Origin of the sequence: Aeromonas sp. ASNIH4, assembly GCF_002934425.1 — a bacterium.
Lineage (GTDB): Bacteria > Pseudomonadota > Gammaproteobacteria > Enterobacterales > Aeromonadaceae > Aeromonas > Aeromonas hydrophila.
This window is the reverse complement of sequence record NZ_CP026217.1, coordinates 865,297-885,263: the sequence shown is the minus strand read 5'-3', so window position 1 is coordinate 885,263 and position 19,967 is coordinate 865,297. Positions and strand designations below refer to the sequence as shown.

General features: G+C 63.1%; 20 protein-coding genes. 19 read left to right on the top strand and 1 reads right to left on the bottom strand.

The features are described from left to right. The first annotated feature begins 21 nt into the window (after window positions 1-21). The 4 genes from C2U40_RS04185 to lnt all read left to right on the top strand — a co-directional run bounded on the left by C2U40_RS04185 (window position 22) and on the right by lnt (window position 4,258). Entirely contained in the window at window positions 22-1,065 is a 1,044-nt protein-coding gene (locus tag C2U40_RS04185; RefSeq protein ID WP_103826935.1) for a PhoH family protein, read from the top strand. Beyond that, the gene (gene ybeY, locus C2U40_RS04180) at window positions 1,062-1,526 is read left to right on the top strand and encodes an rRNA maturation RNase YbeY (RefSeq protein ID WP_103826934.1); all 465 of its coding nucleotides are present in this window, start codon (window positions 1,062-1,064) and stop codon (window positions 1,524-1,526) included. Before C2U40_RS04185 ends, ybeY begins: the two co-directional genes overlap by 4 nt. 95 nt (window positions 1,527-1,621) lie before the next feature. Beyond that, entirely contained in the window at window positions 1,622-2,506 is an 885-nt protein-coding gene (gene corC, locus C2U40_RS04175) for a CNNM family magnesium/cobalt transport protein CorC (protein ID WP_011707019.1), read from the top strand. A 207-nt stretch (window positions 2,507-2,713) separates the two neighbouring features. Next, window positions 2,714-4,258, top strand: coding sequence for an apolipoprotein N-acyltransferase (lnt, locus tag C2U40_RS04170; RefSeq protein ID WP_103826933.1), 1,545 nt, complete (start codon window positions 2,714-2,716; stop codon window positions 4,256-4,258). An 88-nt stretch (window positions 4,259-4,346) separates the two neighbouring features. Here the strand turns inward: lnt and C2U40_RS04165 are convergent, their stop codons facing one another. After that, window positions 4,347-4,835: a zinc ribbon-containing protein gene (locus tag C2U40_RS04165; RefSeq protein ID WP_005298255.1), complete on the bottom strand. Its 489-nt coding sequence runs from the start codon at window positions 4,833-4,835 to the stop codon at window positions 4,347-4,349. Window positions 4,836-4,980: 145 nt separating this feature from the next. Here C2U40_RS04165 and leuS point away from each other — a divergent pair, with 145 nt between their 5' ends. From leuS to lipA, 15 genes are all read left to right on the top strand, one after another. Then, the gene (gene leuS / locus C2U40_RS04160) at window positions 4,981-7,560 is read left to right on the top strand and encodes a leucine--tRNA ligase (RefSeq protein ID WP_103826932.1); all 2,580 of its coding nucleotides are present in this window, start codon (window positions 4,981-4,983) and stop codon (window positions 7,558-7,560) included. Between the two features lie 117 nt (window positions 7,561-7,677). Next, window positions 7,678-8,160 carry an LPS-assembly lipoprotein LptE gene (locus tag C2U40_RS04155; RefSeq protein WP_016351676.1) on the top strand — a complete coding sequence of 161 codons (483 nt, stop codon included), beginning with the start codon at window positions 7,678-7,680 and terminating at the stop codon, window positions 8,158-8,160. 27 nt (window positions 8,161-8,187) lie between these two features. Further along, window positions 8,188-8,331: a hypothetical protein gene (locus C2U40_RS04150; RefSeq protein ID WP_041216680.1), complete on the top strand. Its 144-nt coding sequence runs from the start codon at window positions 8,188-8,190 to the stop codon at window positions 8,329-8,331. After that, entirely contained in the window at window positions 8,331-9,362 is a 1,032-nt protein-coding gene (holA, locus tag C2U40_RS04145) for a DNA polymerase III subunit delta (RefSeq protein ID WP_011707024.1), read from the top strand. The genes C2U40_RS04150 and holA overlap by 1 nt, the downstream gene beginning before the upstream one ends. Window positions 9,363-9,402: 40 nt before the next feature. Further along, the gene (gene nadD / locus C2U40_RS04140) at window positions 9,403-10,047 is read left to right on the top strand and encodes a nicotinate-nucleotide adenylyltransferase (protein ID WP_103826931.1); all 645 of its coding nucleotides are present in this window, start codon (window positions 9,403-9,405) and stop codon (window positions 10,045-10,047) included. A 185-nt stretch (window positions 10,048-10,232) separates the two neighbouring features. Beyond that, window positions 10,233-10,574 (top strand): ribosome silencing factor, encoded by a 342-nt coding sequence (gene rsfS, locus C2U40_RS04135; protein ID WP_011707026.1) that lies wholly within the window; start codon window positions 10,233-10,235, stop codon window positions 10,572-10,574. A gap of 22 nt (window positions 10,575-10,596) precedes the next feature. After that, on the top strand, window positions 10,597-11,064 hold the full coding sequence (gene rlmH / locus C2U40_RS04130) for a 23S rRNA (pseudouridine(1915)-N(3))-methyltransferase RlmH (RefSeq protein WP_005298242.1): 468 nt from the start codon (window positions 10,597-10,599) through the stop codon (window positions 11,062-11,064). A 111-nt stretch (window positions 11,065-11,175) separates the two neighbouring features. Beyond that, entirely contained in the window at window positions 11,176-13,092 is a 1,917-nt protein-coding gene (gene mrdA / locus C2U40_RS04125; protein ID WP_103826930.1) for a penicillin-binding protein 2, read from the top strand. After that, on the top strand, window positions 13,085-14,188 hold the full coding sequence (gene rodA / locus C2U40_RS04120; protein WP_016351680.1) for a rod shape-determining protein RodA: 1,104 nt from the start codon (window positions 13,085-13,087) through the stop codon (window positions 14,186-14,188). The genes mrdA and rodA overlap by 8 nt, the downstream gene beginning before the upstream one ends. After that, complete coding sequence (gene mltB / locus C2U40_RS04115) at window positions 14,188-15,186, top strand: lytic murein transglycosylase B (protein WP_103826929.1); 999 nt, start codon at window positions 14,188-14,190, stop codon at window positions 15,184-15,186. Before rodA ends, mltB begins: the two co-directional genes overlap by 1 nt. Beyond that, window positions 15,128-16,078, top strand: coding sequence for a septal ring lytic transglycosylase RlpA family protein (locus C2U40_RS04110; RefSeq protein WP_103826928.1), 951 nt, complete (start codon window positions 15,128-15,130; stop codon window positions 16,076-16,078). The genes mltB and C2U40_RS04110 overlap by 59 nt, the downstream gene beginning before the upstream one ends. A 194-nt stretch (window positions 16,079-16,272) precedes the next feature. After that, entirely contained in the window at window positions 16,273-17,463 is a 1,191-nt protein-coding gene (locus C2U40_RS04105) for a D-alanyl-D-alanine carboxypeptidase family protein (RefSeq protein WP_011707032.1), read from the top strand. 292 nt (window positions 17,464-17,755) lie between these two features. Beyond that, window positions 17,756-18,019 carry a DUF493 family protein YbeD gene (ybeD, locus tag C2U40_RS04100; RefSeq protein WP_005298227.1) on the top strand — a complete coding sequence of 88 codons (264 nt, stop codon included), beginning with the start codon at window positions 17,756-17,758 and terminating at the stop codon, window positions 18,017-18,019. Between the two features lie 96 nt (window positions 18,020-18,115). Beyond that, window positions 18,116-18,820: a lipoyl(octanoyl) transferase LipB gene (gene lipB, locus C2U40_RS04095; RefSeq protein ID WP_103826927.1), complete on the top strand. Its 705-nt coding sequence runs from the start codon at window positions 18,116-18,118 to the stop codon at window positions 18,818-18,820. 85 nt (window positions 18,821-18,905) lie between these two features. Then, a complete protein-coding gene (gene lipA / locus C2U40_RS04085) occupies window positions 18,906-19,871 on the top strand; it encodes a lipoyl synthase (protein ID WP_011707035.1) in 966 nt (321 codons plus the stop codon). Window positions 19,872-19,967 lie beyond the last annotated feature (96 nt).

Here is a 19,967-nt window from a genome sequence, read left to right as displayed (position 1 = left end):
TCGCGTCAAGACGAGGACACTTTGAGCCGACACATCTCGACCCTGAATCTGCATCTGGAACCCGCCGACAACCAGCGTCTCGCCAGTCTGTGCGGTCCGTTCGATGACAACGTCAAACAGCTGGAACGCCGCCTCGGCGTCGAGATCAGCTACCGCGACAACCACTTCCAGCTGCTGGGCAAGCAGGCCCAGGTGGAGGCCGCCGCCGTCATCATCAAGCACCTCTATGTGGAAACCCAGCCGCTCAAGGGTGGCAAGGTAACCGACATCACCCCCGACATGGTCCATCTGGCCATTCAGGAGTCGCGCGTGCTGGAGCAAGATGACGAGCCGGCGCCGAGCATCCCTTACGGCAAGGAGGTGACGGTCAAGACCAAGCGTGGCCTCATCAAGCCGCGCAGCCCCAACCAGGCCCAGTACATCGCCAATATCGTGCGCCACGACATCTGCTTCGGCATCGGCCCTGCCGGGACCGGCAAGACCTATCTGGCGGTGGCGGCGGCGGTGGACGCGCTGGAGCGTCAGGAAATTCGCCGCATTCTGCTGACCCGTCCGGCGGTGGAAGCGGGCGAGAAGCTCGGCTTCCTGCCCGGCGATCTCTCCCAGAAGGTGGATCCCTACCTGCGCCCGCTCTACGACGCCCTGTTCGAGATGCTGGGCTTTGAGCGGGTGGAGAAGCTGATGGAGCGCAACATCATCGAGGTGGCGCCGCTCGCCTATATGCGCGGTCGTACCCTCAACGATGCCTTCATCATCCTGGACGAGGCCCAGAACACCACCACCGAGCAGATGAAGATGTTCCTGACCCGCATTGGCTTCAACTCCAAGGCAGTGGTCACCGGCGACATCACCCAGATAGACCTGCCCCGCAACCAGAAGTCGGGCCTGCGCCACGCGCTGGAAGTGCTGCAGGATGTCGACGGCCTGTCGTTCAACTTCTTCGAATCCAAGGACGTGGTGCGCCACCCGGTGGTGGCCCGCATCGTGCAGGCCTACGAGGCGTTCGATGCCAAACAGGCGGCCGACAAAGTCGCCCCCCACACCAGCAAAGAGAGTGCCCAATGAGCGTGACCCTGGATCTGCAACTGGCCAGCGCCAGCACCGACGGCCTGCCGAACGAGGCCCAGCTGCAGGGCTGGCTCGACGGCACCATTCTTGGCTTCCAGCAGGAGGCCGAAGTGACGGTGCGCATCGTCGACGAGGCGGAGAGCAACGAGCTCAACCTCACCTATCGCGGCAAGGACAAGCCCACCAACGTGCTCTCCTTCCCGTTCGAGGCCCCACCCGGCCTGGAGCTGCCGCTGCTCGGCGATCTGGTGATCTGCCGCCAGGTGGTGGAGCGCGAAGCCGCCGAACAGGGCAAGCCGCTGATGGCCCACTGGGCCCACATGGTTGTGCACGGCAGTCTTCATCTGCTAGGTTATGACCATATCGAGGATGACGAGGCCGAAGAGATGGAAGCGCTCGAGCGCGACATCATGCAGGAGCTCGGTTTCGCCGATCCTTATCTGAACGACGAAGAGTAAAGAACCGGATGGTCATCGTCTTGAAACAGCCGACGCCCATCCTCATATAGCCACAACGATTTCAAGTGTGTTCATACGAGTAACCAAGAGAGAAAATGACCGACGATCACCCTAGTACCGGCTCGCCGAAGAAAACCTGGCTCGACAAACTCAGCCAACTCTTCCAGGGCGAGCCAAAAGACCGCAACGATTTGGTGGAAGTGATAGCCGACGCCGAAGAGCGCGATCTCATCGATCAGGACACCAAGGACATGATCGAGGGCGTGCTCGAAATTGCCGAGCTGCGCGTGCGCGACATCATGATCCCCCGCTCCCAGATGGTGACCATCGAGAAATCCCAGCCAGTGGACGAGATCCTGCCGGTGATCATCGAGTCGGGTCACTCCCGCTTTCCGGTGATCAACGAAGACAAGGATCACGTGGAGGGCATCTTGCTCGCCAAGGATCTGCTGCCGTTCGGGTTTGGCGGCCACCACGCCAGCGAACCGCTGCAGCTGGAGAAGATCCTGCGTCCCACGGTGATCGTCCCCGAGAGCAAGCGGGTTGACCGTCTGCTCAAAGAGTTTCGTGAAGAGCGCTACCACATGGCCATCGTGGTGGACGAGTTCGGCGGCGTCTCAGGTCTGGTGACCATCGAGGACATCCTCGAGCTCATCGTCGGCGAGATCGACGACGAATTCGACGACATCGAGGATGAGCCGGACGAGATCCGCCGCATCAGCAAGCGGGTGTTCGCCGTCAGCGCCCTCACCGAGATCGAAGATTTCAACGACTTCTTCGGCACCCAGTTCAGCGATGAGGAGGTGGATACGGTGGGCGGTCTGGTGATGCACGCCTTCAGCCACCTGCCCAAGAAGGGCGAGGAGATCGAGCTGGAAGGCTACCTGTTCAAGGTGATGCACGCCGACAAGCGCCGCCTGCAGCAGCTGCAGGTGAAGATCCCCGACAACCATGTCGCGGCCCAGTCCGAGGCCCAATAAGCCTTGACCCTTGCCAACAGCGCCCCGCCCGTCGGGGCGCTGTTCGTTTGGCCGCACGCCCCTGCTTTCCACCGTTCAAAGGGCCCGTCATCGCCCTTTTATCCCCTCGCTTCGGACCGTAGGCCGGGAGGCTCGCCGTTGACCGCCTTTACGGGTTAAGATACCGGCCACTCAACCCATTGCAGTTCAATCCGAGCCTTATCGCCCGTGAAATTACAGCCCGTGAAATCAAAACTCCTGACCAGCCTGTTTGCCATGGCCTCTGGCGCCATCGCCGTGCTCGCCTTCTCGCCCTTCAACTACTGGCCGCTGGTGATCCCCTCCCTGCTCGGCCTCTACGCCCTGCTGGACAAGGCCAACCCCAAGCAGGCGGCATGGCGTGGCTTTGGCTACGCCATGGGGCTGTTTTTGCCGGGGCTGTGGTGGATCCACGTCAGCATGACCATGTTCGGCGGCATTCCGCTGCCGGTGGCCTTCGTGCTGCTGGCCGGGCTGTCAGCCTATCTGGCGCTCTATCCGACCCTGGCCTGCTGGGCCTTCGCCCGCTTCTTCAGCGGTCGTCACTGGAGCCGCTGGCTGCTCGCCTTCCCGGCACTCTGGCTGATGGCCGACTGGCTGCGCGGCTGGGTGATGACCGGCTTCCCCTGGCTCTGGTTCGGCTACAGCCAGATTGACGGGCCGCTCAAGGGCTTTGCCCCCATTCTCGGCGTGCAGGGCATCACCCTGGCGCTGCTGTTGACCGCCTCCGCCCTCTGGCTGCTCTGGCAGAGCCGCAAGCCGGCCTGGCTGCTGGTGCCGGTGGCCCTGGTGGGGGCCGCCCAGGGGCTGATGCAGCTGAGCTGGGTAACCCGTGGTGAACCGGTCAAGGTGGCGTTGGTGCAGGGCAACATCGAACAGTCCCTCAAGTGGGATCCGGAGGCGCTGGTGCCGACGGTGCGCAAGTATCAGGATCTCAGCCGCGAGAACCAGGATGCCGACATCATCGTCTGGCCGGAATCGGCCATTCCGGCCATCGAGAAGGAGATGGGCAACTACCTGGAGAGCCTGGACAAGGCGATGAAGGTGAACGATACCGGCCTACTGGCGGGGATCATCCACTACGATCTCGAGCAGCAGCGCTTCTTCAATACCGTGCTCGGCATGGGGGTGCAGGATGCGGAAGGCAAGGAGTCCTACTACTACCAGCACAAGAACCGTTACTACAAATACCACCTGCTGCCCATCGGCGAGTTCGTGCCCCTTGAAGATCTGCTGCGCCCCATCGCGCCCTTCTTCAATCTGCCCATGTCCTCCTTCAGCCGCGGTGACGAGGTGCAGCCGAATCTGATCGCCAAGGGGCTCAAGTTTGCCGCCGCCATCTGCTACGAAATCATCTTCCCGGACGAGGTGCGCCGCAACGTGCAGCCGGATACCGACTTCCTGCTGACCGTCTCCAACGACGCCTGGTTCGGCACCAGCATCGGTCCCTGGCAGCACATGGAGATCGCCCGCATGCGTGCCCTCGAGCTGGCTCGCCCGCTGCTGCGCGACACCAACACCGGCATCACCATCGTCACCGAGACTGACGGCAGCATCATCGCCCAGATCCCGCAGTTCGAGGCCGGCGTGCTGCGCACCGAGGTGCGTCCCGCCCACGGCGAGACCCCCTACCTGCGCTTTGGCAGCTGGCCCATGTATGGCATCGCCGCCCTGCTGCTGGCGCTGGGACTGGGGCTGCGCCCCCGCGCCCACCCCTGGGCGCGCAAGGGCTGACCCGGTCGTACAACCCGATAAATGAGGAGAGGCGCCCTTGGGCGCCTCTTTTTTTGGTTTGGCTTATGGCTTGGCACCGTCTGGCGGCTTAGGGAGAGAGCGGCTCACGGTGATACTCATCGGCCCCGCATTCGGGACAGGTGCCGAGCTGCTCAGGATGTAGCACGGTATGGCGCCACTCGCAGTGATCGCACACCAAGACCCCGAGCCCCACCCAGTCGCCAGCCCGGTAGACCCCCTTGTGCTCCAGCTCGTCCGCCAGCTCCTGCCACTCCACCTGGGTGCGGTCGGTCACGTCCGCCAGCCAGGACCAGGCGGTGTCTTTGAGCGCCAGCATGAAGGCGGACTCCTCCACCTGCTCATCCTTGCGCCCCTCGTCATAGTTGCCCAGATCCCGCTTCACATACTCGGCGATCAGCGCCAGCTCGTCCTGGGTCAGATCCCCGGCCGCCTCCAGATAGGCCTGCACCTTGGCGATCATCCGATTGAGGCGCTCCCCCTGGAACTGTTCTGTCTCTTGCCACTGCTTTTGCAGCTCGGCAATGAAGGCTTCGTACCCTTTTTGACGTTTGTCCATGGCCGTTACTCCTCTACTGAACCCTGATCAGGCCCGGCTTAAGGCCCGAGGGACGCTGGCGGTTGTTGCCGCCGCAGGATATGGGTATTCTATTGCGATTTCCCAGCTGATTTATCTATCCATTTCACAGATCCGGATGTCACCAATGCAAGAGCAATACGTTCCCCAATCCATAGAACCAGCAGTGCAAAAGCACTGGGATGCCAAGAAAACCTTCAAGGCGGTGGAGAAAGTAGACAAGGAAAAGTTCTACTGCCTCTCCATGTTCCCCTATCCGTCTGGTCGTCTACACATGGGGCACGTTCGCAACTACACCATAGGTGATGTGATCTCCCGTTATCAACGCCTCAATGGCAAGAACGTGCTGCAACCCATCGGTTGGGACGCATTCGGCCTGCCGGCGGAAAACGCCGCCATCAAGAACAACACGGCACCGGCGCCCTGGACCTACGAAAACATCGAATACATGAAGAACCAGCTGAAGATGCTGGGTCTGGGTTATGACTGGGATCGCGAGCTGGCCACCTGCAAGCCAGACTACTACCGCTGGGAGCAGTGGTTCTTCACCAAGCTCTACGAGAAGGGCCTGGTCTACAAGAAGACCTCCTCCGTCAACTGGTGCCCGAACGACATGACTGTACTGGCCAACGAGCAGGTGGTGGACAACTGCTGCTGGCGCTGTGACACCCCGGTGGAGCAGAAAGAGATCCCCCAGTGGTTCATCAAGATCACCGATTACGCCGAAGAGCTGCTGAACGACATCGACAACCTCGAAGGCTGGCCTGAGATGGTCAAGACCATGCAGCGCAACTGGATTGGCCGCTCCGAAGGGGTCAACATCAGCTTCGCCATCGAGGGTCAGGCTGAGCATCTGGAGGTCTACACCACCCGTCCGGACACCTTCATGGGCGTGACCTATGTCGGTATCGCCGCCGGCCACCCGCTGGCGCTGCAGGCAGCCCAGACCAATCCGGAACTGGCCGCCTTTATCGAAGAGTGCAAGAACACCAAGGTGGCCGAAGCCGAGCTCGCCACCATGGAGAAGAAGGGCATGGCCACCGGCCTCTACGCCATTCACCCGCTGGATGGCCGCAAGGTGCCGGTCTGGGTCGCCAACTTCGTGCTGATGAACTACGGCACCGGCGCCGTGATGGCGGTACCGGGCCACGACCTGCGCGACCATGAGTTCGCCACCAAGTACGGTCTCGAGATCAAGCCGGTCATCAAGCCGGTCGATGGCGAGCTGCCGAACGTGATCGACGCCGCCTACACCGACAAGGGCGTGCTGTTCAACTCCGGCGAGTTCGACGGACTCGAGTTCCAGCCGGCATTCGATGCCATCGCCAGCAAGCTGGAGAGCCTTGGCTGCGGCAAGCGCACCGTCAACTTCCGTCTGCGCGACTGGGGTGTCTCCCGTCAGCGCTACTGGGGTGCCCCCATCCCGATGCTGACCCTGGCCGACGGCACCGTCGTGCCGACCCCTGAAGATCAACTGCCGGTACTGCTGCCGGAAGACGTGGTGATGGACGGTATCCAGAGCCCGATCAAGGCCGACGCCGAGTGGGCCAAGACCACCTACAACGGTCAGGAAGCGTTCCGCGAGACCGATACCTTCGACACCTTCATGGAGTCCTCCTGGTACTACGCCCGCTACTGCTCCCCGGACTACGACAAGGGCATGCTGGATCCGGCGGCGGCCAACCACTGGCTGCCGGTGGATCAGTACATCGGCGGTATCGAGCACGCCTGTATGCACCTGCTCTACGCCCGCTTCTTCCACAAGCTGCTGCGTGACGCAGGCCTGGTGAACAGCGACGAGCCGTTCAAGCGCCTGCTCTGCCAGGGCATGGTACTGGCCGACGCCTTCTACTACAAAGACGAGAAGGGCGGCAACGTCTGGGTCAGCCCGACCGACGTCAAGGTGGAGCGTGACGAGAAAGGCCGCATCACCAAGGCCGTCGACAATGAAGGCCGTGAAGTGATTCACTCCGGCATGACCAAGATGTCCAAGTCCAAGAACAACGGCATCGACCCGCAACTGATGGTGGAGCGTTACGGCGCCGATACCGTGCGTCTGTTCATGATGTTCGCCTCGCCGGCCGAGATGACCCTGGAGTGGTCCGACTCCGGCGTCGAGGGTGCCCAGCGCTTCCTGCGTCGCCTGTGGCGCATCACCTTCGAGCACGTCAGTGCTGGCGTAGCTCCCGCACTGAATGTGGCGGCACTCAGCGCCGACCAGAAGGCCGTGCGCCGCGAGCTGCACAAGACCATCGCCAAGGTGAGCGACGACGTGGGTCGCCGTCAGACCTTCAACACCGCCATCGCCGCCATCATGGAGCTGATGAACAACCTGGCCAAGCTGGGCAGCGACGAGCAGGATCGCGCCCTGATGCAGGAAGCGCTGGAAGCGGTCGTGGTCATGCTCTACCCCATCACCCCGCACATCGGCTTCGAGCTGTGGAAGATGCTGGGCAAGGGCGACGACGTGGATCACGCCGTCTGGCCGGTGGCCGACGAAGCGGCCATGGTCGAGACCGAGAAGCTGGTGGTGGTGCAGATCAACGGCAAGATGCGCGGCAAGCTGACCGTGCCGGCCGAGATCAGCCAGGCCGACGTCGAGAAGCTGGCCATGGCCGATGCCTCGGTGCAGAAGTTCACCGACGGCCTGACCGTGCGCAAGGTGATCTACGTGCCGGGCAAACTGCTCAACATCGTGGCCAACTGATGCCATACCGCCTGGCCATGCAGACTGACCGTCTGGTTGCCAGGCGGTAACAGCAAACGGATGATAACGGCGGGCCCTGCGCCCGCCGCTCTTCACTTCATGCAAAGAGGATTTTCTATGGGCACCACCCTCACTCGCTGGCTGACCATACTGCTGACCGGTCTGCTGCTGCAGGCCTGCGGTTTTCAGATGCGCGGCACCGCCATCCCGCCCGAGTTGATGACCATGAAGGTGGTCGGTGACAACAAGAGCGATTTTTATCGGCTGGTCACCACCCGCCTCAAGGCGGCCGGCGTGCAGCTCGCCGACAAGGAGGGCATCCCGGTGCTGACCCTGTCCGGCGTCGGCAGCACCAGCCAGGTCGCCTCCGTTGACTCCATCGGCCAGGCCCGTGAATACGTGCTGGGCTACAACACCCAGTTCACCGTCTCCATGCCGGGCAAACCGACCCAGGTCTTCCCCATCGCCTTCAACCGCAGTTTCCTGAACAAGCCGGACGCGGCACTCGCCTCCTCCCGCGAACAGGAACAGCTTGGCAAGGAGATGCAGGAGCAGGCCGCCAACCTGGTGATCCGCCAGCTCAGCCAGGTCAAGTTCTGATGCAAGTATCTTGATGAGAGTTCGTTGATGAGAGTCTATCCCGAGCAGTTTGCGGATCACCTCAAAGCAGGGCTCAAGCCCTGCTATCTCATTTTTGGGGACGCTCCCCTGTTCAAGAATGAGCAAGCCATCGACCGTGCATCCTTCCCCCTCAACCAGGCCAGGTTCTGATGCGGATTTACCCTGAACAACTCGCGGACCATCTCAAGGCAGGGCTCAAGCCCTGCTATCTCATTTTTGGGGACGAGCCCCTGCTCAAGCTGGAAGCCATCGATGCCGTGCGCCAGGTGGCGCGCAAACAGGGCTTCGATGAGCGCCACAGCTTCGTGGTGGAACAGGGACTGGACTGGAATCAGGTCTACGATGCCTGCCAGGCCATGAGCCTGTTCTCGGCCCGCCAGATCATCGAGCTGGAGCTGCCGGCCAAGGTCGACAAGGAGTTGGCCGCCCGCATCAGCGAGATCGGCAAGCAGCTGCACCCAGACCTGCTGCTGGTCCTGAGCGGTAATCGCCTCAACCAGACCCAGATGAAGGCAGCCTGGTTCGACAAGCTGAGCCAGAGCGGCACCTATGTGCCGGTCAACCACCCCGAGCCCCGCTTCTTTCCGCGCTGGATGAGCGCCCGCTTCCAGCGCTTCGGGCTGAAGGCGCTGCCGGATGCGGTCAACTTCATGTGCCACTCCTACGAGGGCAATCTGCTGGCCGCCAGCCAGGAGATAGAGAAGCTGACCCTGCTCTCGCCACCCCAGCCCATCAGCGTCGCCTATCTGCAGGAGACCATCATCCGCCACGCCCACTTCACCCCGTTCCAGCTCATCGACACCCTGCTGGAAGGAAAGGTGAACCGGGCACAGCGCATCCTGCTGGCCCTGCGCGCCGAGGGTACCGAACCCGGCATGCTGGCCTGGGCCCTGTGCCGCGAGCTGGAGCAGCTCACCGAGCTGGCGCTGGCGGCCAGGGCCGGTCAGCCGCTGGTGGAGCACTTCTCCCGCCTGCGCATCTGGCAGAGCCGCCAGCAACTCATTCAACAGGCGCTGACCCGGCTGCCCTTTGCCAAGCTGCAGCAGTTGTGGCAGCTGATGGCCCGGCTCGACGACGCCCAGCGTCGCTTCGATACCGAACAGGCCTGGCTGATGCTGCAGACCCTCGCCCTCGGTTTTCGCGATGGCACCCCCTTGCCGCTGGCGGGATCTGACGCATGAGCCAGCCCGTCGACATCCCGGCCGTCACCGGAGGGAGCCCATGTTGAAACCACCCATCGGCATTCTGGGGGGGACGTTCGATCCCATCCACATCGGTCACCTGCGCCCGGCCATCGAGGCCCGCGACGCCCTGGGCCTGGCCGAAGTGCGCCTGCTGCCGAACCATATTCCGCCCCACCGGGCCAGCCCCTTCTGCTCGAGCGAGCAGCGTCTGGCCATGGTCGCCCTGGCAGCGGCGGAAAACCCGGGCTTCGTGGTGGATGAGCGGGAGCTCAAGCGGGACACCCCCTCCTGGACCATCGACACCCTCATCGAGCTGCGTCATGAACTGCCGAACACCCCGCTCTGCTTTTTGATGGGGATGGACTCCCTGCTCGGCCTGCCGAGCTGGCACCGCTGGCAGGAGCTGCTCGATTACGCCCACCTGGTGGTGAGTACCCGCCCCGGCTGGCAACCGGACTACCCGGCCGAGGTGGCCGAGCTGCTGGCCCGCCACCAGAGCCGGCAGGTGGCAGATCTGCACCGGCTGCGCCACGGCCGCATCTGGCTGGCGGACAATCTGCCGGTCGAGCTGTCGGCCACCCGCCTGCGGGCGCTGCTGGCGACGGGCGCGGATCCCCGCTATCTGCTGCCGCCGTCGGTGGCACAATATATTCGCCAGCAGGGGCTGTACCGGCCGGCATGAACCCGATCGCTGCCGGTGGTTGTCCGGCACGGATCGCGCACTATAGTGATCAACAGGGGGCGAGTTTGCCAAGCGGGCACGGCCCCTGTTCCACTCCCCTTCGCCGCACTGGGAAACGGGAGTGACCATGATATAATCCGCCGCCCTCACGCCGTGAAAGCGCGCCGGAATACAGGAGAGACTCATTGCAAGGTCAAGAATTGCATGCCTTTATCGTCGACAAGATCGATGACATGAAAGGCCGCGACATCATCACCCTCGATGTACGCGGCAAATCCAGCATCACCGACACCATGATCGTCTGTTCCGGCAACTCCAGCCGTCACGTCAGCGCCATCGCCCACCATCTGGCCAGCGAAGCCCGCCATGCCGGGCTCGATCTGCTCAGCGTGGAAGGCCAGCTCACCGGCGAGTGGGTACTGGTGGATCTGGGGTCGGTGATCGTGCACGTGATGCAGGATGAGCATCGCGACTTCTACCAGCTGGAAAAACTCTGGAGCGGCACCGCTCAAGTGAACGCGCAATAACCGAGTACAAGTGTAATAAACGATGAAGATCCAGTTGATTGCGGTGGGCACCAAGATGCCCGCCTGGGTAGAGCATGGCTTCGAAGAGTATCGTCGTCGTTTCCCCAAAGACATGCCGTTCGAGCTGGTCGAGATCGGCGCCGGCAAACGTGGCAAAAATGCCGACATCCCCCGCATTCTGCAAAAAGAGGGGGAAGCCATGCTGGCGGCGGCCGGTCGTTCGCGTATCGTGACCCTGGATATTCCCGGCAAACCCTGGACCACCGAGCAGCTCGCCGTGCAACTTGAAGCCTGGAAGCTGGATGGCCGGGACGTGGCCCTGCTGGTAGGCGGCCCTGAAGGGCTGTCGCCCGAGTGTAAGGCTGCGGCCGAACAGAGCTGGTCGCTGTCGCCGCTGACCCTGCCCCACCCGCTGGTGCGGGTGCTGGTGGCCGAGAGCCTCTATCGCGCCTGGAGCATTACCACCAATCATCCGTATCACAGAGAGTGAGCCATGAGCTATTCCAGCATCAGCATTCCCCTCTCAAACCCGAATCACAGAGCGTGAGCATGCACATCTGCACCCCGTTTCTCACCTGCTCGACAGTCATAAGGTAGCGGCATGCTGAAGAATCGCATCGAGATGCGCGACCACAGCGCCGAGGGTCGCCTCTTCTTCCGACGTACCCTGGTCGCCTACGTTGGCATGATAGTGCTGATGCTGGTGCTGCTGGGCAACCTCTATTATCTGCAGGTCGAGTCTTACGACACCTACCAGACCCGCTCCAACGACAACCGCATCCGGGTGGTGCCGGTGGCGCCGCCCCGCGGCCTCATCTATGACGCCAACGGCGTGCTGCTGGCGGAGAACCGCCCGGTCTACAGTCTGGAGATAGTGCCGGAAGAGACCAAGGATCTGGAGAGGACCGCCGACGAGCTGATCACCCTGCTGAAGCTGCCGGAGGGCACCAAGGAGAAGTTCCTGGCCGAGGTCAAGCGTCAGCGCCGCTTCAAGCCGGTGGCCCTGTTCGAGAAGCTGACCGAGTATCAGGTCGCCCTCTTCTCGGTCAACCAGCACAACTACCCCGGGGTCAGCATCGAGGCCTACCTCAAGCGCTACTATCCGTTCGGTGACACCCTCACCCATGCGCTGGGCTATGTGGCCAAGATCAACACCCGCGACGTGGAGCGCCTCGACAAGGAGGACAAGCTCGCCAACTATGCCGCCACCAAGGACATCGGCAAGCAGGGGGTGGAGAAATACTACGAGGATCAGCTGCACGGCGTGGCCGGCTACCAGGAGGTCGAGGTCAACAACCGCGGCCGGGTGGTGCGTACCCTCAAGTTCCAGCCGCCCGAGCCCGGCAAGGACATCTACCTCAACATCGACATCCGCCTGCAGCTCAAGGCGCAGGAGTTGCTGGCCGGTCGCCGTGGCGCCATCGTGATGATGGATCCCAATACCGGCGCCATTCTGGCCATGGAGTCGAGCCCGAGCTACGACCCCAACTTGTTCGTGACCGGCATCTCCAGCGCCAACTACTCGGCGCTGCTCAACGATCCGGCAAGGCCGCTGGTGAACCGCACCACCCAGGGCATCTATGCCCCCGCCTCCACCGTCAAGCCCATGATGGCGGTGATGGGGCTCAACGAGGGGGCCATCACCCCCAACTACCGCTACTTCGGCGGCCCCAGCTTCTCCATCCCCGGCACCACCAAGAAGTTCCGCGACTGGCGCCGCTGGGGTCACGGCTGGCTCGACGTCTACCGCGCCATCGAAGTGTCGGCGGATACCTACTTCTACGATCTCGCCTACCGGGTCGGCATCGACAAGATCAACAGCTACATGACCAAGTTCGGCTTCGGTCAGTACAGCGGCGTCGATCTGTATGAGGAGACCAAGGGGGTGATGCCGTCACGCGACTGGAAAATGGCTCGCTGGCGCCAGCCCTGGTATCAGGGTGACACCATCTCCATCGGCATCGGCCAGGGCTACTGGAGCGCCACCCCGATCCAGCTGGCCAAGGCGATCAGCATTCTGACCCAGAACGGCCACGACGTGACGCCGCACCTGCTCAAGAGCACCGCCTCCATCGATGGCGTGGTCAATGCCCCCATCAACCCGAACATGGCCATCCAGACCAAGAGCGACAGCTACTGGCAGGTGGCCAAGGACGGCATGTGGCGGGTCATCAACGGTCACGAGGGAACCGGTCGACGCGCCTTTGCCAATACCCCCTACAAGGCGGCAGGCAAGTCCGGTACCGCCCAGGTGGTGGGGCTGAAAGAGAACCAGGTCTACAACGCGGCCACCACCAAGGTGGAGCACCGCGACAACGCCCTGTTCGTCTCGTTCGCCCCGTTCGAAGCACCCAAGGCGGTCATCGCTCTGGTACTGGAAAACGCCGGTGGCGGCAGCAGCATGGCCGCTCCGGTGGCCCGCCAGATGCTGGACGCCTACCTGCTGCCACCGGAGCCGCAACTGCCGCCGGCGCCGGCCAAGAAGCCCCAATCTGAAGAGGTCGCTCCTCATGAGTAATTCCGCTCGCCAGCAGAGCATCTGGTACAAGCTGCACATCGACTTGCCGCTGCTGCTCGGCCTGCTGACCCTGATGTCCCTCTCCATGGTGGTGCTCTACTCCGCCTCCGGCCAGGACGTCGACTCCATCGTGCGCCAGCTGGTGCGCGGCGGGCTGGCGTTCGCCCTGATGATCGGCATGGCCCAGCTGCCCCCCTCCCTCTATGCCCGCTGGTCGGTGCCGCTGTTCGTGGTGGTGGTGCTGCTGCTGGTCGCGGTGGACGTGTTCGGCCATATCGGTAAGGGGGCCCAGCGCTGGCTGGACCTCGGCTTCATGAAGTTTCAGCCCTCCGAGGTGATGAAGCTCTCCATGCCCATCATGGTGGCCGCCTGGCTCAGCCGCCACTCGCTGCCGCCCAAGTTCAGCCACCTGGTGCTGAGTCTCATCATGGTGCTGCTGCCCACCCTGCTGATCGCGGCCCAGCCCGATCTCGGCACCTCCATCCTGGTGGCCGCCTCCGGCTTCTTCGTGATCTTCCTGGCGGGGATCAGCTGGTGGCTGATCGGCCTCGCGGTGCTGCTCATCTGCGCCTTCATGCCGGTACTCTGGTTCTTCCTGATGCACGACTACCAGCGCCAGCGGGTACTGATGCTGCTGGACCCAGAGAAGGACCCGCTCGGTCGCGGCTATCACATCATCCAGTCCAAGATAGCCATCGGCTCCGGCGGCGTGTTCGGCAAGGGCTGGCTGCAGGGCACCCAGTCCCAGCTGGAGTTCCTACCAGAGCGCCACACCGACTTCATCTTCGCGGTGTTCAGCGAAGAGTTCGGCCTGGTGGGCGTAGCCCTCCTGCTGGTGATCTACCTCTACATCATCAGCCGCTGCCTGTTCATCTCCATGCAGGCCCAGAACAGCTTCGAGCGCCTGCTGGGCGGTGCCCTGACCCTCACCTTCTTCGTCTACGTGTTCGTCAACATGGGTATGGTGAGCGGCATACTACCCGTGGTGGGGGTCCCCCTGCCGCTGGTGAGCTATGGCGGCACCTCCATGGTGACCCTGATGGCCGGTTTCGGCATCCTGATGTCCATCCAGACCCACAGAAGGCTGCTCGCCTGATGCGACTGGCCGGTTTGCTGCTCTCTCTCGTTGCCCTCACCGCAACGGCGGCCGTCGAGCCCCCGGGGCTCGCCCGGCTCGCCGAGCAGCAACAGGTGCCGCTGGCCGAGCTGCAGGCCGCTGCGGCCCAGGCCCGCTTGCGCCAGGAGGTGCTCGACACCATCAGCCGCCCCTGGGAGGCCAAACCCTGGCACCGCTACCGGCCGCTGTTCATCACCCCGGAGCGGATCCGGGATGGCGTCGACTTCTGGCAACGCCACGCCGCCACCCTGGCACGGGCCGAACAGACCTACCAGGTGCCAGCGTCGCTCATCGTCGCCATCATCGGCATCGAGACCTTCTACGGCCGCCAGATGGGCCGCCATCCGGTGCTCGACAGCCTCTATACCCTGGGCTTCCACTACCCCGAACGGGCAGATTTCTTCGCCAAGGAGTTTGCCCAGCTGGTGCTGCTTGCCCGGGAAGAGAAGTGGCCACTCACCCGCCTGAAGGGTTCCTATGCCGGCGCCATGGGCATGGGTCAGTTCATGCCCTCCAGCTATCGCCACTACGCGGTCGACTTCGACGGCGACGGCAAGCGCGATCTGTTCGCCAACCCGGTGGATGCCATCGGCAGCGTTGCCCACTATTTTGCCGAGCACCAGTGGCGCTGGGGGGAGTCGCCGGTCGAACCCGCCTTGATCGGGCTGGCGCCAGTGGGTACCCTGCTGGGGCCCGCCCCCGAGCTGACCCAGACCTGGGCCGAGCTGGCCACCGCAGGCATTGAACTCGCCACCCCGCTGGCACCCGACACGCCGGTGAAACTGCTGGCATTGGAACAGGCCGATGGACCGGAATACTGGGTCGCGCGCCACAATTTTTATGTGATCACCCGCTATAACCGCAGCCCGCTCTATGCGATGGCGGTGCATCAACTCAGTCAAGCAATCCAGGACGCGTATGCATTACAGCCACAAACTTCTCCCGCTCAGCCTGACCTTGTTGCTGGCCGCCTGTAGCAGCCAGCCGGAACAGCTTCCCCCGCCTCCCGAACCGATCCAGCCGGAAAAACCCCAGGTCATCGAGATCCCGCAGGCTACCGGCGCCATCCCGCGCCCCGAGCCCCTGAGCGCCAGCGGCAACCGGGATTACTGGATAGGCAAGCAGAAGAACGAGGTGTGGCGCGACATCAAGCACTACAGCGAAGAGGGGACCGCCAGCTGGCTGGCGCAGGATCTGGACGGCCAGAAGACCGCCAATGGCGACGTGCAGGACAGCAAGCTGTTCAGCGCCGCCCACCGCAACCTGCCGCTGCCAAGCTATGTGCGGGTCACCAACCTGGACAACGGGCTGGAGACCATAGTGCGCGTCAACGATCGCGGCCCCTTCGGCAGCGACCGACTGATCGATCTCTCCCATGCGGCGGCCAAGCAGCTGGAGATGGTGGAAGGGGGCGAGGCACGGGTGCGGGTCGAGCTCATCAACGACACCCCGGACCAGATGGTGATCATGGCCCCCATGAAGCCCATCGAGATGACGCCGACCACGCCGGCGGCCGCGGCCCCCGCCGCTCAGGACGGCTTCGTCGGTCAGCCCACCGAACTGGCCATGGCCACACCGGCCCCCGTCAAGGCTCCGGTCGCCAAACCCGCCAAACCGGCAGTGGCCAAGGCGGCCACGCCCGCCAGCAACGGCGAGGGCAAGATGATCCAGGTGCTGGCCAGCGGCTCGCAGGCACGGGCCGAGGCGATGGGCAAGGTGATGACCCAGCGCCATGGGGTGCCCTATCAGGTGGCGGCCCACGGCGCCATCTTCCGGGTCCTGCTGGGGCCGGTCCCCGCCGCTCAGCAGACCGCCCTGCTCGAACAGATCCGTCAGGGGGGGCTGGAGCAAGCCTTCATCGTCCCCTGATAGGGAGTGGCTCAGCCAGCATGAACCACCGCCAACCGCCCGCCATCACGTCGTTTCCCGGCGTGATGGCGGCAACGGATGGATAAAAAACCAGGCCAGATGGCACGTCGGGCTTTGACCGACGGTCGCTTCTGGTATAGTGAAGCCCGCATTTTTAACTTGGGTTACCCCAACCAGGCTCCAGGAATTTCAAGATGTCCAAATTTGCCCGTTCAGTTATTCTGGCCTCCCTGATAAGCGCCACCGCTCAGGCCAACACGCCTGTACCGACCCCGAACGCCAACCCCGTGGTCGTTCCCGCCGCGCCGGAGATCTCCGCCAAGGCCCATATTCTGATCGACTACTACTCGGGTCAGGTGCTGGCCGAGCAGAACGCCGAAGAGCGTCTGCCGCCCGCCAGTCTGACCAAGATGATGACCTCCTACATCATCGGCCAGGAGCTGCTGAAGGGGAACATCAAGCGCACCGACATGGTGACCATCAGCCAGAACGCCTGGTCCAAGAACTACTCCGACTCCTCCAAGATGTTCATCGAGGTGGGTAAGCAGGTCTCGGTCGATGATCTCAACAAGGGCATCATCATCCAGTCCGGCAACGACGCCTGCGTCGCCATGGCCGAATTCCTGGCCGGCAGCACCGACTCCTTCGCCAGCCTGATGAACAGCTGGGCCGCCAAGCTCGGCATGAACGACAGCCACTTCATGAACCCGCACGGACTGGATGCGGAAGGTCACTACAGTACCGCCCACGACATGGCGCGCCTGGGCCAGGCCCTGATCCGCGACCTGCCGGACGAGTACAAGATCTACGCCCAGAAGTCCTTCGTGTTCAACGGCATCACCCAGCACAACCGCAACCGTCTGCTGTGGGATCAATCCCTGCAAGTTGACGGCATCAAGACCGGCCACGTCAGCCAGGTCGGCTACAACCTGGTCTCCTCCGCCACCAACAATGAAGGCATGCGCCTGATCGCCGTGGTGCTGGGCGCCAGCAGCGAAGCCTCCCGCGCCGCCGAGAGCAAGAAACTGCTCACCTACGGTTTCCGTTTCTTCCAGAGCCTGACCCCGTACAAGGCCGGCACCGAGCTGGTGACCCAGAAGATCTGGATGGGCGACAAGTCTGAAGTGAAACTGGGCGTCGACAAGGACGTCTCCGTGCTGGTCACCCGTGGCCAGGGCAACAACCTCAAGGCCGACTTCCAGCTCGAGAGCGAGCTGAAGGCACCGCTGGCCAAGGGCCAACGGGTCGGTACCGTGTTCCTCAAGCAAGGCGACAAGGAGATCAAGCAGGTTCCGCTGGTCGCCCTGGAAGAGGTACAGGAAGGTGGCCTGATGAGCCGTCTGTGGGATTACCTGGTGATGCTGGTCTCCAGCTGGTTCAAGTAACCTGCGCACAAACCTGACCAAACAGCGGCGCCAACAGGCGCCGCTGCTGTCTTTTGCGGTCGGGCCAGTCAATAACCCTGCAATCTGCAGGTTCCGCCGACTGACGATTTGTGGTAAAAAGCAGCACCTCCATGCCTCGTCTGCCAGACCGGACCTTGATCCCGGCCTGGGCAATGCCCATATACACTTGAGCAGTGCCCGCCACAGACGGGTAGATGGCGGCCCTGATGGGCCATCGGCCACTAGCCACAAGCGATGAAGTCGTCCCGTGACGACACCAAAAGGTGAGTAAATGAATACCAAGTTTGATGAACTGCTGGAGTTCCCCTGCAAGTTCCCGTTCAAGGTGCTCGGCGTTGCCGACCCGGCGCTGCCGGACATGGTGGTGGAAGTGCTGCAGCAGCACGCCCCCGGTACCTACAGCCCGACCGTGCAGCCCAGCTCCAAGGGCAACTACCACTCGGTCCGGGTCACTGTGACCGCCCAGAGCAAGGAACATATCGAAGCCATGTATACCGCACTCGGTAACATAGAGCTGGTTCGCTACGTCCTGTAAGTCGCCTCTCTCGCCCCGCCACCGGGGCGACTGATTATTTGCCAGCCGGCTGTCGTGGCCGCGCTGGCCGACCCCAGCGCCTGTCAGTGAGGAAAGATGTCACTCCAAACCCCCGCCGAATCACCATCGTCAGCCCCCCGGCTGCTGGTCAGACAGCTGGGCCGCCGTCCCTACCAGCCGGTATGGGATGCCATGAAGGCCTTCACCGACAGCCGTACCCCCGACACCCCGGACGAGTTCTGGGTGGTGGAGCACGACCCCGTCTACACCCAGGGTCAGGCCGGCAAGGCCGAACACCTGCTCGCCCCCGGCGATATCCCGGTGGTGCAGAGCGATCGCGGTGGCCAGGTGACCTATCACGGCCCCGGCCAGCTGGTGCTCTACGTGCTGGTGGATGTGCGCCGCAGCAAGCTGACGGTGCGCGAGCTGGTGACCTGTCTTGAGGCCGCCATCATCAACACCCTGGCCAAGAGCGGGATTGAGGCTTATGCCAAACCCGATGCCCCCGGCGTCTACGTGAAGAACCAGCTCGGCGCCTCGCTGCAGACAGAAGCCAAACTGGCCTCGCTCGGCCTGCGCATCCGCAAGGGTTGCTCGTTCCACGGCCTAGCCCTCAACGTCAACATGGACATGACCCCCTTCCTGCGCATCAATCCGTGCGGCTATGCGGGCATGGCCATGACCCAGACCAGCGCCCTGGGCGGCCCGCAGAGCGTGGCCGAGGCGCAAGCGATGCTGGTGGCCGAACTGGCCAGCCTGATCGGCTATGAGACGATCACGAATACCGAAGAGGCGGCATGAGCAAGTCCATGCTGCCTGGCCATGAGGGCACCGAGATGACCCTGGTGGCTATCAACCAGACAATAACAAACACCGAGAGTGAATCATGAGCAAACCCGTTCGTATGGAGCCGGGCGTCAAGCTGCGCGATGGCGACAAGATGGCCCTGATCCCGGTGAAATTCATGCCGGATCCCAACGAGGAAGTGCTGCGCAAGCCGGACTGGATGCGGATCAAGCTGCCGCCGTCGAGCCAGAAGATCGAACACATCAAGAGCACCCTGCGCAAGAACAAGCTGCACTCAGTGTGTGAGGAGGCCTCCTGCCCCAACCTGGCGGAGTGCTTCAACCACGGCACCGCCACCTTCATGATCATGGGCGCCATCTGCACCCGTCGCTGCCCCTTCTGCGACGTGGCCCATGGCCGCCCGCTGGCGCTCGATCCGGACGAGCCGAAGAAGCTGGCACTGACCATCAAGGAGATGGGGCTGAAATACGTGGTGATCACCTCGGTGGACCGCGACGATCTGCGTGACGGCGGTGCCCAGCACTTCGCCGACTGCATCAAGCAGATCCGCGAGCACAGCCCGCAGACCCGCATCGAGATCCTGACCCCGGACTTCCGCGGCCGGATGGAGCAGGCACTGGAAGTGTTCCGCGAGACCCCGCCGGACGTGTTCAACCACAACCTGGAAACCGCCCCGCGCATGTACCGGGTTGCCCGTCCGGGTGCCGACTACAAGTGGTCGCTGGAGCTGCTGCGCCGCATCAAAGAGATGCACCCCCATGTGCCGACCAAGTCCGGCGTCATGATGGGTCTGGGCGAAACCAACGAAGAGATCGTGCAGGTACTCAAGGACTTGCGCGAACACGGCGTCAACATGCTGACCCTGGGCCAGTATCTGCAGCCGAGCCGCCACCACCTGCCGGTGAAGCGCTACGTGCCGCCCGCAGAGTTCGACGAGCTTAAAGACGTGGCCATGGGGCTGGGCTTCTCCCACGCCGCCTGCGGTCCCTTCGTCCGCTCCTCCTACCATGCGGACCTGCAAGCCAAGGGCGAAGAGGTGAAATAACCTCGCTCCCCCTGGTCAAAAAAGAGCGCCCCTGGGCGCTCTTTTTTATGGGCCGGCCGCAGGCGGACGCCGTTCCAGCTGCCGACCACGGCCAGC